Origin of the sequence: Marinobacterium lacunae (assembly GCF_000705555.1) — a bacterium.
In the GTDB taxonomy this organism is placed as follows: domain Bacteria; phylum Pseudomonadota; class Gammaproteobacteria; order Pseudomonadales; family Balneatricaceae; genus Marinobacterium_D; species Marinobacterium_D lacunae.
Genome location: NZ_JMQN01000040.1, coordinates 50,275 through 64,377, shown reverse-complemented (window position 1 = coordinate 64,377; position 14,103 = coordinate 50,275). Strand labels below are relative to the sequence as shown.

14 protein-coding genes and 1 pseudogene are annotated in these 14,103 nt (G+C 56.9%); 12 read left to right on the top strand and 3 right to left on the bottom strand.

What is annotated here, in order from left to right; all coding sequences use genetic code 11:
* Positions 1–170: 170 nt before the first annotated feature.
* The 5 genes and pseudogenes from ADIMK_RS12870 (at position 171) to ADIMK_RS12855 (ending at position 2,661) form a co-directional block, all read left to right on the top strand.
* A complete protein-coding gene (locus ADIMK_RS12870) occupies positions 171–416 on the top strand; it encodes a CbtB domain-containing protein (RefSeq protein WP_051692925.1) in 246 nt (81 codons plus the stop codon).
* Positions 417–487: 71 nt separating this feature from the next.
* Positions 488–1,225: a CbtA family protein gene (locus ADIMK_RS12865; protein WP_036188804.1), complete on the top strand. Its 738-nt coding sequence runs from the start codon at positions 488–490 to the stop codon at positions 1,223–1,225.
* A 203-nt stretch (positions 1,226–1,428) separates the two neighbouring features.
* Positions 1,429–1,780: pseudogene (locus ADIMK_RS21735) on the top strand (IS3 family transposase); the annotation flags it as partial.
* 255 nt (positions 1,781–2,035) lie between these two features.
* Complete coding sequence (locus tag ADIMK_RS22360) at positions 2,036–2,380, top strand: AbrB family transcriptional regulator (protein ID WP_081849783.1); 345 nt, start codon at positions 2,036–2,038, stop codon at positions 2,378–2,380.
* Positions 2,290–2,661, top strand: a complete 372-nt coding sequence (locus ADIMK_RS12855) for an AbrB family transcriptional regulator (protein WP_036188801.1) — start codon at positions 2,290–2,292, stop codon at positions 2,659–2,661. The genes ADIMK_RS22360 and ADIMK_RS12855 overlap by 91 nt, the downstream gene beginning before the upstream one ends.
* 258 nt (positions 2,662–2,919) lie before the next feature.
* Here the strand turns inward: ADIMK_RS12855 and ccoG are convergent, their stop codons facing one another.
* Complete coding sequence (gene ccoG / locus ADIMK_RS12850; protein WP_036188798.1) at positions 2,920–4,278, bottom strand: cytochrome c oxidase accessory protein CcoG; 1,359 nt, start codon at positions 4,276–4,278, stop codon at positions 2,920–2,922.
* Positions 4,279–4,387: 109 nt separating this feature from the next.
* Here ccoG and ADIMK_RS12845 point away from each other — a divergent pair, with 109 nt between their 5' ends.
* The 4 genes from ADIMK_RS12845 to ADIMK_RS12830 all read left to right on the top strand — a co-directional run bounded on the left by ADIMK_RS12845 (position 4,388) and on the right by ADIMK_RS12830 (position 9,617).
* Entirely contained in the window at positions 4,388–5,794 is a 1,407-nt protein-coding gene (locus ADIMK_RS12845) for an aminotransferase-like domain-containing protein (protein WP_036189463.1), read from the top strand.
* A 94-nt stretch (positions 5,795–5,888) separates the two neighbouring features.
* Positions 5,889–7,571, top strand: coding sequence for a nitrite reductase NirA (locus tag ADIMK_RS12840; RefSeq protein WP_036188795.1), 1,683 nt, complete (start codon positions 5,889–5,891; stop codon positions 7,569–7,571).
* Positions 7,568–8,080 (top strand): DUF934 domain-containing protein, encoded by a 513-nt coding sequence (locus ADIMK_RS12835; protein WP_036188792.1) that lies wholly within the window; start codon positions 7,568–7,570, stop codon positions 8,078–8,080. Before ADIMK_RS12840 ends, ADIMK_RS12835 begins: the two co-directional genes overlap by 4 nt.
* A gap of 19 nt (positions 8,081–8,099) precedes the next feature.
* Positions 8,100–9,617, top strand: coding sequence for an MFS transporter (locus ADIMK_RS12830; protein ID WP_036188789.1), 1,518 nt, complete (start codon positions 8,100–8,102; stop codon positions 9,615–9,617).
* Positions 9,618–9,878: 261 nt separating this feature from the next.
* Here ADIMK_RS12830 and ADIMK_RS12825 read toward each other — a convergent pair whose 3' ends face one another.
* Together ADIMK_RS12825 and ADIMK_RS12820 are read right to left on the bottom strand one after the other, a co-directional pair.
* A complete protein-coding gene (locus ADIMK_RS12825) occupies positions 9,879–10,535 on the bottom strand; it encodes a CoA transferase subunit B (RefSeq protein ID WP_036188786.1) in 657 nt (218 codons plus the stop codon).
* A 66-nt stretch (positions 10,536–10,601) separates the two neighbouring features.
* Positions 10,602–11,303 (bottom strand): CoA transferase subunit A, encoded by a 702-nt coding sequence (locus ADIMK_RS12820; RefSeq protein ID WP_036188783.1) that lies wholly within the window; start codon positions 11,301–11,303, stop codon positions 10,602–10,604.
* A 127-nt stretch (positions 11,304–11,430) separates the two neighbouring features.
* Here ADIMK_RS12820 and ADIMK_RS12815 point away from each other — a divergent pair, with 127 nt between their 5' ends.
* The 3 genes from ADIMK_RS12815 (at position 11,431) to ADIMK_RS12800 (ending at position 14,070) form a co-directional block, all read left to right on the top strand.
* A complete protein-coding gene (locus ADIMK_RS12815; protein WP_036188780.1) occupies positions 11,431–12,315 on the top strand; it encodes a LysR family transcriptional regulator in 885 nt (294 codons plus the stop codon).
* 464 nt (positions 12,316–12,779) lie between these two features.
* Positions 12,780–13,277, top strand: a complete 498-nt coding sequence (locus ADIMK_RS12805) for a retropepsin-like aspartic protease family protein (protein WP_036188774.1) — start codon at positions 12,780–12,782, stop codon at positions 13,275–13,277.
* A 244-nt stretch (positions 13,278–13,521) separates the two neighbouring features.
* A complete protein-coding gene (locus tag ADIMK_RS12800; protein WP_036188771.1) occupies positions 13,522–14,070 on the top strand; it encodes a PRC-barrel domain-containing protein in 549 nt (182 codons plus the stop codon).
* Positions 14,071–14,103: the final 33 nt, after the last annotated feature.

The window sequence follows — 14,103 nt, the reverse complement described above, 5'->3', positions numbered from 1 at the left end:
TCACTCCTGCCCCCCCCTGTCTCTTTCGACCAACATGATGTCCTTCTGAACAAAGAACGGGTTTTTAAATCGTATACATTTTGATTAAACGAAGTGGAAAGGTGAGCTTTACGGATCAGTATCGCGGCCTTTCTGCCTTTAATATCAAAAATATAATGAAGGAGAGGCTCATGAGCATCCTGTCAAAAAAGCAAAGCTGTGAAACGATTGCGATAAAGGGTCAGCTGACTGAATATGTGGCTGAATTTGATCATCAGGCAGCCCATAGAATATCGAATGCTGCCTCTGCTGTCCGTAAAGGGGGCGTTTTAGCCTTTGGAATCCTCATCATCTACGCTGTTGGTTTTTTACCCTTAGAAGCCGTACATAACGCTGCGCATGATACTAGGCATGCTTTCGTATTTCCCTGCCATTAAGTTATCACTGATTCACCACGGTCTTTGAACGTGGTGGTCGTTGCAATTGGGTCTGAGACGGAGTTAAAGCTATGTTTCGTCAATTGATATTTAGTGCGTGTGTAGTGGGTGTACTTTTGGGTTTGATGATGACGGCTTTACAGTCCGTGAGCGTCGCCCCAATCATTCGTGAAGCCGAGCAGTATGAGGTCACTGGCGACTCCCAGCCGATACAGGCCCATCACAACATTGAGCATGGTACAGATGTTGGACATACTCACGACGACCAAGGGGCCTGGTCGCCTGCAGAAGGTGCAGAGAGACTCTTATTTACGTCAGTTGCCAATATCTGTACGGGGATTGGCTACGCGGCAATACTTCTTGTCGTGATACAGCACCTTGGCGAACGCTTTGGTCGTACCCTGACCTTGAAGGGCGGCCTGATTGTTGGGGGACTATGTTTCTTGGCAGTGTTTGTCGCTCCCTCGGTAGGTTTGCCGCCTGAGATCCCAGGGACATCGGCTGCGGCGCTTGAGTCTCGACAGTGGTGGTGGGTGGTCGAGGTGGTTATGGCTGGAATCGGGCTGAGTATAATGGCTTTGTCAAAAGGTATTGTGCGGTTAAGTGGGCTGCCATTGCTGCTCTTGCCCTATATATGGGTGCCTATGCATGAAGGCCCGCTTTTTATAAACGAAGACCCGAATGCAGTTTTAGCTTTATCGGAATTGCATACCCAGTTTATATTTGCCTCGACTCTCAATAACCTTGTATTTTGGCTCGTTGCAGGTCTCATGTGTGCCCGTGTGATCAAGGGCGTAAAGGTAAGCTAGCGAATATATGACCCAAATATTAACTTATTAAAAAATGAGGAATATTATTGAAGCGCCCCGAGTCTTCTAGACACCTCAATTCCTTAAAATGAGGCGACATCGGAGGTGTTATATCTAACCAGCGTTATCCAGAAACATTCAAGCTTGAAGCCGTCAAACAGGTTACGGAACAAGGCCATCATGGCGGTAAAGCCCCGGCGACAGCGCCGAATACCCCGGATTGGCAGTTCAATGTCACGGGGCCCAACGTCTCTTGGGAACAGATATAACCTACATCCGCGCACACGAAGGCTGGCTGTTGACGCGCTTTTTGATGGCCCTCTGGCGTCGAAAGGCAAAGCAAAAGGTCTTGGTGCACTCCGATCAGGGCAGTCAATTTACCGGTATGACTGGCTGAGCTTTCTGAAGATCTATCCGAACAGGTCGGAAGCACGGAGTGATGTGTTCGACTATATCGAGATGTTCTACAACCCAAGTCGGCGTGATGGTTCCAATGAGGGCCTATCGCCAGTAGAGTTTGAAAAGCAGTATTTAGCCAAGAAGCTGAGTGTCTAAGAAACTCGGGGCGATTCAGTATTGCCTTTCCTGCTCAAGCGAATCAAAGGGGAGGGGCGTACGGCTCAGTTGCAGGCTGAGTTAGACGATTGAACCTAATGACACACGGTACCGCTAAGGGCTGTCTCACCAGAGTGGGGCCGCCCTTACTTTTTTAGGGCAGGGTATGCTGAAAGTGATGTTGACGCTTGCCATTGGCGTGGCAGGAGGATGGATTGCTAACCTGACGGGTCTGCCTTCTCCCTGGTTGGTGCAATGATTGGTGTACTTTTGGCGATATGGGTGAAAGTGCCCGTTTCAATGCCTTCACCTACGACCACGTTTATCTCCCTGTTTATGGGGGTTTCCATTGCCTCAAGTGTTGAGGCGGATTTCTTTATTCACCTAAAGGACTGGAGCCTCTCCATCGGGTTGATGGTGCTGATGCTTGGCGTGCTACTGGCTATGCTCTTCGGGTTTTATCGCTATCGCTGTCAGTGGAGCTCTAGCGATGCGCTTTTGTCTTCGGTATGGGGTTTCATATTCCTCCGGAGTGGTTCCGAGTGGTGCTGGTCATCTTGGGGACGGCAACGGCGGTTCGTATGGCTGATCTGGATCTAGGCCTGTTGAAAGAAACGTTGAAGGGGGCTTTTGGCGGTCTGGCGTTGGGGTTGGCCGTGAGCGGTCTATTCTCATTTGCACTGTATTGGGGGGGAGGGGGGCCGCTGCTCCAAGCGCTGTTGGCATACATGCCGGGCGGAATTGAAGTGATGGTGGCAATCGTCTTCAGCACCGACGTTGATCCCGTGTTCGTGGCCACCCATCAGCTAATACAAGTTCTGCTCATGTGCTTTGCGTTGCCGTTGCTCTTCAAGGCGACAGGTGCAGGCGAGCGCGATTAAGTCAGACGTACTGCTAGTTAGTCGAAGCTAAAGCATTTCGAAGCGTTCTCGCTCAGTACTTGGTCGGCACCGTCACCAAGCCAATCGCGCAGCAGTTTTATGCACCCTGGATCGTGGCCACATATTTGCCTGCAACGGCGCTGTGGTTCCGATAGAGGCTTGGTCCTTGCCTCACCTCTATCGCCGGCTCTTGAGCCGGCTTTTTTGATTAGTTGGCCTACATGAGCGCCATGTCTTACATACGAACTCCTGTATGAATCAGATCGACTTGGCAAGGAAGGTGGTTTCCTTCGATGCCTTGACCTCATTGCCCTGGAAGTTGAACGTCAGCTTCGTATTCGGTGAGGTTATGTCCTGAGCGCAGACCCGGTAGGGCAGCCAGGTGGAGTTGTTTTCACTCAGGTCGATATCGGCTGGTCCAAATAGCTCGAACACGCCCTCGCCTACGACGGAGATGCGTACCGATGCTTCGGCAGGATCGAAAGCCTCGACTTTGACGCGGTAGTTGTTGCAGATCCACTGCTCGTCCAGTTGGGTAAAGAGCGCTCCGCGATCTCGGCGAACCTCCACCAGCAAGTCGGTAGTACCGGTGAAGCCGTAGAGTACGGCGCTAAACGCGATAACCATAACAGTGCCGTAACCGGCAAGGCGGGGGCGCAGCAGCGGTGAGGGTTTGTTCTCAAGCTGTGACTCGGAGGCAAAACGGATCAGACCTGTCGGACGGTTGATTTTTTCCATGACGCTATCGCAGGCGTCGATACAGGCCGCACAGTCGATGCAGGCCGCCTGAAGACCGTCACGGATATCGATGCCGGTGGGGCACACCTGTACGCATAGGCCGCAATCGACACAGTCGCCGCTGTTGGTATCGGCGTTTCGCTTGTTGGCGCGAGGCTCCCCACGGCTGGCGTCATAGGTGACGGTGCGGGTGTCGTGATCGAACATCACGCCCTGGAAGCGGGAGTAGGGGCAGGCGTGTAGGCAGATTTTTTCCCGCACGAGACCCGCGTTGGCATAGGTTAGCCCGGCCATGATCACCAGCCAGCCGGTGATTGTCATCGACAGCTCTAGCTGCGCTGCATCCGAGACGATCTCGCGAATAGGAATGAAGTACCCGGTAAACGTCGCTGCCGTCAGCGTGGCCAGCGCGATCCACAGCAGGTGCTTGGCGATCCGGCGTAACAGGCGTTCGGCGTTAAGCGGTTGCCCTTCTTGACGCGCCCGGATGCTGGCGCGCCCTTCGGTGAAATCCTCGATGCGGATAAACAGCCAGGTCCAGATACTCTGGGGGCAGGCGAAGCCGCACCAGACCCGTCCCCAGGCCACGGCCATGAAGAACAGCAGGCAGGCACCTGCAATCATCAATCCGGCCAGCAGCGGCAGGTCATGCCAGGAGAGCGCAGTGCCGAACAGGATGATCTTGCGCTGGGCGAAGGAGAACAGCAGCCAGGGCTGGCCGTCCACCTGGATCCAGGCCAGGCCGAAGAACAGCGCGATCATGGGCCAGCTGCTCAGGCGGCGCAGGTTTTGAAAGCGCCCCTCGGTAAGGCGGACGTGGAATTTGCCGTCGCGGGCAAAGGGTGGCGTGTAGTCTTGGACAACGGGTATCTGTTCCATCGCAGGTTTCCCCCTGATTTCTGATGGGGGGCAGACTACGCTTGTGATTGAGATAGGATCAGGTATAAAAAAAATAATAATAATGGGTACAGATGGGCGAGGGCCTGAGATGGGAGCCGATTATCGTTACCGACAGCTTGAAAGCTGGTTGCTGCAGGGTATCGAGGAGCAACGCTGGCGTTTGGGTGAGCGGCTGCCGTCGATCCGCACCCTGTGCCAGGAGCATAGCCTGTCCAAGGCCACCGTGCAGCATGCGCTGCAGCGCCTCGAGGCGCAGGGACTGGTGGAGGCGCGCCCCAAGTCCGGTTACTTTGTAGCCCTTCAGCCCAATGCTGTTAAGAAGCCGGTCAGTCGGTCAAGGATCGAAGCGCCAAGACCTGTAAGCGTTAACGAGTTGCTGTTGGATATCATGGGCCGCAGCGCGGCATTCGATCTGCTACCGGACCTGCACGCCGGTGATCTGCCCCCCAGTATTGTGGCGCTGAACCGCTCCATTGGACGTGCACTGCGCCGCCAGAAGGGTGACGATTACCAGTACTACGATGCGCCTGCAGGCGACATAGGCCTGCGTGAGCAGCTGTCACTGCACAGTGCACGTCGCGGCTGGGCGGTTCCGCCCGATCAGCTGTGCGTGACCTCGGGCTGCCAGCATGCGCTGTTTCTGGCCCTGATGGCCTGTTGCGAACGGGGCGATGTGGTTGCGGTGGAGTCGCCGGGGTTTTATGGCGTGCTGCAGTTGCTGGAGCAGCTGGAGCTGCGGGTTGTTGAGGTGCCGACCTCGGTGGAAACCGGGATGGATATCGAGGCGCTGGAGGAGGTGCTCGAGCGCTGGAAGGTGAAGGCTTGTATCGTATCGCCCGCGTTTGCGACGCCGGGCGGTGCGTTGATGCCAAGCGAATCCAAGTCGCGGTTGCTGGCGTTAGCGGAGCGGCACGATCTGGCGGTGATCGAGGACGATATCTACGCGGACACCGCGCTCGGCAGTGCGCCTGATCCACTGAAGGCGATGGACAGAGATGACCGGGTGATCCTGTGCAGCTCCTTCTCCAAATCACTGTCGCGTGACCTGCGCCTGGGCTGGGTCTCCGGGGCTCGCTGGCATGACCGTATTCTGCGTCTGAAACTGGTGACGCAACTGGCCAGCAGTCGATATTTGCAACAGGGGGTGGCGGACTATATGGCTGACGGCAGTTTCGCATCGCACCTTCGTCGCCAGCGCAACGAGCTGAGGGAGCGTCGGGATCGGCTGATTGCCTCGCTCCAGGCGTGGTCCACCGGGCTGCGTGTCAGTGTGCCGCTGGGCGGTCTGGCGGTCTGGGTGGAGTTGCCGACAAGTTTCGATACCCTGGCAAGCTACCCGAAAGCGCTGGAGGAGGGCGTGGTCATCACCCCCGGTCCACTGTTTTCCGTGTCGGGTCAGTTCAGAAACTGCCTGCGTATCAGTTACGCCCATCCGTGGGATGCCCGTCGAACGGCGGCACTGAATCGTTTGCCGGAGCTGTTTGTACAGCTGTGATCTGTACCGGTTAAAATTAAAATAATTGAGCCTGCCCCGTATCCGTCGCTCCCGCTAGCCTTGTGTATTCACTTGGCAGAGTCGGGGACAAAGCGTGTATAGATACGATCAATATGACCATGCGCTGGTGCAGGCACGGGTTGCTCAGTTTCGCGATCAGGTCGCTCGCAGGCTGTCGGGTGAACTGAGTGAAGAGGAGTTTCTGCCGCTCAGGCTGCAGAACGGCGTCTACCTGCAGCGTCACGCCTATATGCTGCGCGTGGCCATTCCCTATGGCACCTTGTCATCGAATCAGCTTCGCGCGCTGGCGCAGATCGCCGAAGGCTATGACCGGGGCTACGGACACTTCACCACGCGGCAGAATATCCAGTTCAACTGGATAGAGCTGGAGCAGGTGCCGGATATTCTGCAACTGCTCGCCGATCACGAGATGCACGCCATCCAGACCTCCGGCAACTGTGTGCGCAATATCACCACCGAAGCCTTTGCCGGGGTCGCGGGGGACGAACTGATCGACCCTCGGCCGCTGGCCGAGATATTGCGCCAGTGGTCGACGGTCAACCCGGAGTTCCTGTTTTTGCCGCGCAAGTTCAAGATCGCGATCTCCTCCTCGGAGATGGATCGCGCTGCCATCCGTGCCCACGACATCGGACTCTACCTGTATAAAGACGAACAGGGAGAGATGCTGTTACGCGTGATGGTCGGTGGAGGCCTTGGACGCACCCCTATCCTCAACGAAATGATTCGCGAGGCGCTGCCCTGGCAGCACCTGTTGACCTATGTCGAAGCTGTACTGCGCGTATATAACCGCTACGGCCGACGTGATAATAAATACAAGGCGAGGATCAAGATCCTCGTTAAAGCGCTTGGAGTAGAGGCGTTCGCACAGGAAGTGGAGCGTGAGTGGGAACAGATTCGTGATGGTGTCGCGGAGCTGACTTCCGAAGAGTACACCCGCGTTGCTCACAATTTTCAGGCACCGGATTACGAGCGTATTGATGCGATCGATCCTGACTTCGGTGCCTGGTTGGCCCGAGATCCCGCGTTTTCCGTTTGGGTGCAGAATAATACGCGTCCACACAAGGTGTCGGGATACAGCTCGGTCATCCTATCTACCAAGCCAGGCGAGTCTGCGCCTCCCGGTGATGTAACGGCCGAGCAGATGCGCGTCGTGGCTGATCTTGCACAGAAGTACGGCTTCGGCGAGATCCGTGTGGCTCACGAGCAGAACCTGGTGCTGCCGGATATTCGCAAGCGCGATTTGTATGCATTGTGGAAAACGCTGCGGACTCACAATTTGGCCACGCCCAATATCGGCCTGCTGACTGACGTGATCTCCTGCCCCGGAGGCGACTACTGTTCGCTGGCCAGTACCCGCTCGTTGCCAGTGGCGAAGGCGATACAGGCGCGTTTTGACAATCTTGATTTCCTGCACGATCTGGGCGAGTTGAGCCTCAATATTTCGGGGTGTGTAAATGCGTGTGGTCATCACCATATCGGCAACATCGGTATACTCGGGGTCGATAAGAACGGCGAGGAGTTCTTCCAGATCACGATTGGCGGAGCCCAGGGCAAGGATAGTTCGATCGGCAAGGTGATCGGGCCTGCTTTCAGGGCCGAAGAGGTGCCCGAGGCGATCAACCGACTGCTATCCGTCTACCTACGCTATCGCGAAGTGGAGGAGCGGTTTGTAGATACGGTGCGTCGCATCGGTATTGCTCCTTTCAAGGAGGGTGTCTATCAACGTGAAACCGCCAGGGTGGAGGCAAGCGCATGAACAATACAATCGGCCTGGTGAATGGGGTGGCGGTTGTACTGCAAGAGGACCCCTGGTGTCTGGTGGATGACGATCAGCCGCTGGACAGCATCTCCTCACCGATTATCTCCTTTGCGCGTTGGCAGACCCTGCGTGAAGCTGGGGGCGCGGGTCAGATCTCATGCGGCGTCCTCTTGGGGCCGGATGACGATCCGGAAGCGATTGCGCCCTGGCTTGATACGTTGCCGCTGATCGCCTTGGAGTTTCCAAGCTTCAGAGATGGTCGGGCGTACACCCAGGCCAATCTGCTCAGAACCCGTTACGGCTACAAGGGGGATCTGCGTGCAATCGGTGATGTGTTGCGCGATCAACTGGTACTGATGCGCCATTGTGGCTTCAGTTCGTTTGCCGTACGGGAAGACAGATCGGTATCAGAAGCACTCAAGGGGCTGTTTGGCTTCGATATGATTTACGCTCGATCGGTCACAAACCCCGAACCGCTGTTCAGACGTCGAAGCGCGAAGTCATGAGTCGAGAGAGGGCTTTCCCATGAAAGGGCATGGCTTGCTACTCACCGCGTCGGCCAGTTGTGCCCTGACCATTTTCGATACCAATCTGGTTGGGGTGATACTGCCGAGCCTGGTGTCCGACCTTGGCGCTGATTTTTCGCAGATGGCGTGGGTGCAAAGCAGCTTCTTGCTCACATTTGCCTCACTGCTGCTGTTTGCCGGCGCGATGGCTGATCGCTATGGACGCCGCAGGGTGCTGTGTGTGGGCTTGTGGTTGTTCGGCTGTGCGGCACTGGCCAGCAGTCTTGCGCCCAATATCTCGCTATTGATTGGGGCACGCGCGGTACAGGGCGTTGGGGCGGCACTGCTGCTGGCGCCCGCGTTATCCACTATCGGGCATCGATTTCGTCTGCAGGATGAGGCGATCAGGGCCTGGAGCACCTGGGGCAGCATCATGGGACTGACCATGGTAATCGCCCCCTTGTTAAGCAGCCTGGCTGGCTACCTGCTAGGCTGGCGCTGGGCGTTTTTTATCTTTGTACCGATCTGTGTGACGCTGATTATTGCGGTGCCGCGCACTATCGACGCAGACAGACCGAACGGCGCACATGCGTTCGATTGGGCGGGCGCCATCTGCTTCAGTCTCTCAATGCTGCTTTGGGTCTGGGGGCTTATCAATGGTCCTCAAGCCGGCTGGACGAGCCCTCAGTCGGTGATCGTGTTTACGCTCGGGATGATCACCTTGGCAGCATTCGTGGCCATCGAGTTGCGTCAGATCAACCCCATGCTCCACCTGAGGCTGTTCAGGTCCGGCCGCTTTGTCGGGGCCGTAATCGCCATGCTGGGGTACGCTGGCGCTGCCCAGGTGATGGCGGCGCTATTGCCGCTCTACCTCCAACGGGGCATGGGCGTCTCCTTTCTTTGGACCGGCTGTGCGTTGCTGCCGTTTGCGGTCACGATGTTTATGTTCCCAACCATAGGGCGACGACTTTCGAACCGGCTTCAATCTTATCAGCTGCTCGGAGTCGGGTTGGCGATCATCTCGGTCGGGAATATCTGGCTGGCATTGGCCGCAACAAGCAGCAACCCGATCTGGTTCTTTATCGGCATGTCGATTCTAGGCGCCGGTGGTGGTCTGATAAACGGCGAGACCCAGAAAGCGATTCTTGGCACCGTACCGAAAGAGCGAACGGGCATGGCGTCAGGCATCAGCACGACGGCGAGGTTTTTCGCCATGCTGGTAGGGTACGCAAGCCTCTCGTCGGTGTTGGCGTCCGGAGTAAAGAGCAGGCTGCAGGACGCATTTTGCAGTTCAGGTAGCGGTCGTTGCGAGGCATTGCCGGACGCCTTGGAGTGGGTAGTAACCGGGCGATTTATAACCGACCATCCGTCTTTGGGTGTGCTGGAGAAGGGGGCTGCTCTGGCCAGCTATCGGGAGGGCTTCGCGGGTCTGTTTTTGGCTGCCGCCATAGTGGCCATATTAGCCGCGCTGTTAACGGTCAGTTTGTCAATTAGAGGACGGGAACCTGGCAGGTGCTTCTGGGGCAGTATCCGGTAGTCATCGATTTCGGTCGAGCAGGTGTGTTGATATCCAGCGGCATTGAGGGCTAATGATTGGCGGGTAAGTAACTGAATCTTAATTTCATCACTGAAACTCTCCCCGACCGTCATCCTATTCAAAAGACCTGCTGATCGATAAGCGGGGCTTGGTCGTTTTAGGCTCTGCCGCATTCAGATAAAAAATACCCAACCCGAAGGAGAACGGATTGGGTCTGAGCAAGGTTACAACAACGGAGGTGCAAGACTAGGTGTTTAACGCTCAGAAAGTCATTTCGGGGACGTGATCGGGTACCACCAGACGGCCAGCGGTTTTGGCCACGATCTCTTCGACCGATACGCCGGGGGCCCGCTCCTTCAGCACGAAGGCGCTGTCCTCAATCTCCAGCCAGGCCAGGTCGGTCAGGACTTTCTTGATGCATCCGGCGCCAGTCAGCGGCAGGGTGCACTGCTCCAGCAGCTTGGACTCGCCGTTCTTGGAGGCGTGGGTCATGGTGACGATGATGTTGTCGGCACCCGCGACCAGGTCCATGGCGCCGCCCATCCCTTTGACCAGCTTTCCCGGGATCATCCAGGAGGCGATATTGCCCTGAACATCGACCTCGAATGCGCCGAGTACGGTCAAATCCACATGGCCGCCACGGATCATGGCGAAGGACTCCGCAGAGGAGAAGATCGACGCGCCGGGCAGGGTGGTCACCGTCTGCTTGCCGGCGTTGATCATATCCGCATCAAGTTCCTCTTCGGTGGGGAAGGGGCCCATGCCGAGCAGGCCGTTTTCCGACTGCAGCATCACCTCCATACCCTCCGGGACGTAGTTCGCTACCAGCGTGGGGATGCCAATCCCCAGGTTGACGTAGTAACCGTCTTTCAGTTCGCGCGCCACGCGCTTTGCAATCTGTTCACGAGAAAGGGCCATTGTGGTCTCTCCATCATCGTTCCGCCGTCGCCTCGGCTCCGGCGTTGAGTGTTAAGGTCGTTGGGCTCAGGCGCTACGAATAGTGCGCTGTTCGATACGCTTCTCGAAGCTGCCCTGTATCAGGCGATCGACATAGATGCCGGGGGTGTGGATCTGGGTTGGATCCAGCTCTCCCGGTTCGACGATCTCCTCGACCTCGACCACGGTGATCTTGCCGGCGGTGGCGGCCATCGGGTTGAAGTTCTGTGCGGTATGGCGGTAGACCACGTTGCCGTAGCGGTCGGCTTTCCAGCCTTTGACGATGGCAAAGTCGCCACGAATGGATTGTTCCAGGATGTGCGGGCGGCCATTGAACTCGCGCACCTCCTTGCCCTCGGCGATCGGAGTGCCGTAGCCGGTGGCGGTGTAGAAGGCGGGGATACCGGCGCCGCCGGCGCGCATCTTCTCGGCCAGGGTGCCCTGCGGGGTCAGCTCGACTTCAAGCTCGCCTTCGAGCAGCTGCTTCTCGAACAGGGCGTTCTCGCCAACGTAAGAGGAGATCATTTTGCGGATCTGCTTGTCCTCAAGCAGAATGCCGAGGCCGAAGCCGTCGATGCCACAGTTGTTGGAGACGATGGTCAGGTCGCGGACCCGCATCCGCTTGATCTGGGCGATCAGGTTTTCCGGGATACCGCACAGACCGAAGCCCCCGGCGATGACGGTCATGCCGTCTTCCAGTCCTGCCATGGCTTCTTCATAACAGCCTACGACCTTGTCAAATCCGGCCATACAACACTCCTGCTTTTAGTTAGCGTTATCAGCGAGGTGAAAATCTTTGTGACTGGCGACTGAGTTTGCCGGATCTCTTTATATTTATTAAATTTGTTTTTTGTTCGTATTGATTTGGAAAATAAATATGACGATCAAGCAGCTGCGCGCTTTCCTGGCAGTAGCGCGTACCAAGAGTTTCGCCGAAGCGGGACAGCAGGTGTTTCTATCGCAACCCGCCTTGAGCCTGGCGATCAAAAAGCTGGAGGAATCCCTCGGCGGGCCGCTGCTGACACGAACCACCCGAACGGTAGCGCTGACGCCGGAGGGGCAAGCCCTTTATGAGATTGGGCAGCGCTTGCTGGCGGACTGGGACAATACAGAGGAAGAGCTGCAGCAACGTTTTTCCCTGCAGCGGGGCAAGGTAGCGTTGGCCGCTATGCCCTCATTCGCGGGCAGTCTGTTGCCCAGCGCGCTGCTCGCCTACCGCGCCCAGTACCCCAATATTCGTGTCGAGGTACACGACGTGATCGCAGAGCGGGTGGTGGATATGGTGCGCGAGGGCCGGATCGAGATCGGCATCACCTTCGATCCGGGCCCGCATGAGGACCTGAGGTTTCAGCCGCTGTTCAATGACGAGTTTATCGCGGTATTGCCTGCCGACCATCCCGATGCGGGGGCGTCCGAGATCAGCTGGACGCAACTGCTCAGCTACGATTTCATCACACTCCAGCGCCCTTCGACGGTGCGTCAACTGATCGAAACTCAGCTGGCGCAACGGGGAATGTCGCTTCGCGTTACGTTTGACGCTCACCAGTTGGCCACCGTTGGTCGCATGGTTGCAACAGGGCTGGGTGTTGGTGCAGTGCCCGCCCTCTGCCGGCAGCAGATGGAGGAGCTGGGGGCGCATTGCTCGAGACTGGTGGAGCCCACCATTTCGCGTCAGGTCGGGATTCTGACGCGGGCGAGACATGGCCTTTCCGTGGCCGCAGAGGCGCTGCAAGGTGTGCTGCTGGACACCTTCAAGCAGTAAGCCCACCAGACAGACGTCCGCGTTATCCACCATCGGGCATCGATTTCGTCTGCAGGATGAGGCGATCAGGGCCCAGCGGCTCATATGTGTTCGATGGGCGGGCGTCAACTGCTCCAGTCTCTCAATGCTGCTCTGGGTCTGGGGGCAGATCAATTTTTAGGTGTGTTAGGCAAGGACGTGGCTCTTGATAGCTACCGAGCTGGTTTTTCCGACCTGTATCTAGCGGCTGCCCTGTTGGCTGCTTTTGCCGCTGTACTGACGGTTGTTTTGTCTTTTCAGATTGGGGGGCGGAGCCCATCATAAGCGTTAGGTCGACAGTCGTGGTGGGTTGGGCACCTTCCTACACAAGACCCTCCCGTTCGCATTAAGTGCGCATTCAGGCCACACCGCGCATAACGAACGAGTCGCCTTTCAGGTTTTTCGCCCTGAGGTCGAGTCAGCCATGCAAAACGGGAGCCCTGCCCATGACGAAATACCCTCTGGCCGCGATCTTGCTGTGTGTCGCAGTGGCTCCACTCTCGCCCAATACACAGGGCGCTGAGGCTGGCACCCGTGTTGCGTTGAAGGAGGGGGCCGCGACCACCTTTTATATTCAGGCCTCGGTGGGGGGATTGGCGCCCATGGCTTTTATGGTGGATACCGGCTCAGGCTTTACCACGATCAATGAACAGACGCTGGTCGATCTACAACGCCAGGACTTGGCGACGTACAAGCAGGACCTGATCGGGATTTTGGCAAACGGTTCAGAGATTCGGGTGCCGGTCTATACCCTGTCCAGTCTGGAGGTTGGCGGGTGTCGGCTGGCGCAGGTGGACGCTGCCGTGTTTCCCGGTACTGATCGCCAGATCCTAGGCCTCAGTGCCCTTAGGCAAGTGGGGGCTTTTACCTTCTCGTTCGATCCTCCTGAGCTGTTGCTCAAGCAGTGCCCGCAAACCGGTCTGTTGTCCGCTGACGCTGAGTAGCGAAGCGGCGTCGCCGGATCCCGACAGTGAATCCAGGTGTCTGCGTTTCCGCTTGTGAGTTTGGTTCTCAGTACTCGCACGGTGCTGAAGAATATTCCCTTATTTATCAAAATGATATGCGATTATTTGGGGTGTTTTTCAGAATTTTTTACACGTCTGGCCCAGTAATTGCGATTAGCGAACCATCCCCGTAGACGCGACTTGTTTCCGGGGCCACAAACACATCTGTTTATTGGAGGTTCGTATGAAGAAGGAATATTTTCGCGCGATTCTAACCGGTGTCGTTGCCGGGCTCATGGCGGCGCAGAGCGGTGCCGTCGAGCAGGCGACAACGCCGAAGGAGAGCGGTCAATATCAGAGTGAGCCGGTGGTCGTGGAAGAGGTGGCACCGGCTCCGATGCCGGAGACCAAGCCGCAGCCGACCTCCCCGCAAACGGCTCTGGCCACACCTGAAGTGTTGAAGCTGTACAACCATAGTCCAGAAGAGTTGATCGAACGGCCTGTCATCGGTCTTGAGGGAGAGCCGTTAGGCAAAATCGACAATATTGTCAGCGGGCGTGCCAGCGGCCGTGTTTACGCTGTTCTCACGCGGGGCGGCTTTTTAGGTATAGGTTCATCGGAATATGCTGTGCAGTTGGATGAGCTTACGCTTGAGAACGACGCGCTGCATATGGCTATTACCTCAGGTGAGCTCGAGATGCGCCGCGAGTATGTGAAAGAGCGATATATACCGGTTGAGCCTACCGATCACCCAATCAGTGAATTTTCCGCGTTCGAAGTGCGCCCCCAGTAACGCACCCTATGCCAAAGCCAACCGCACGGCACG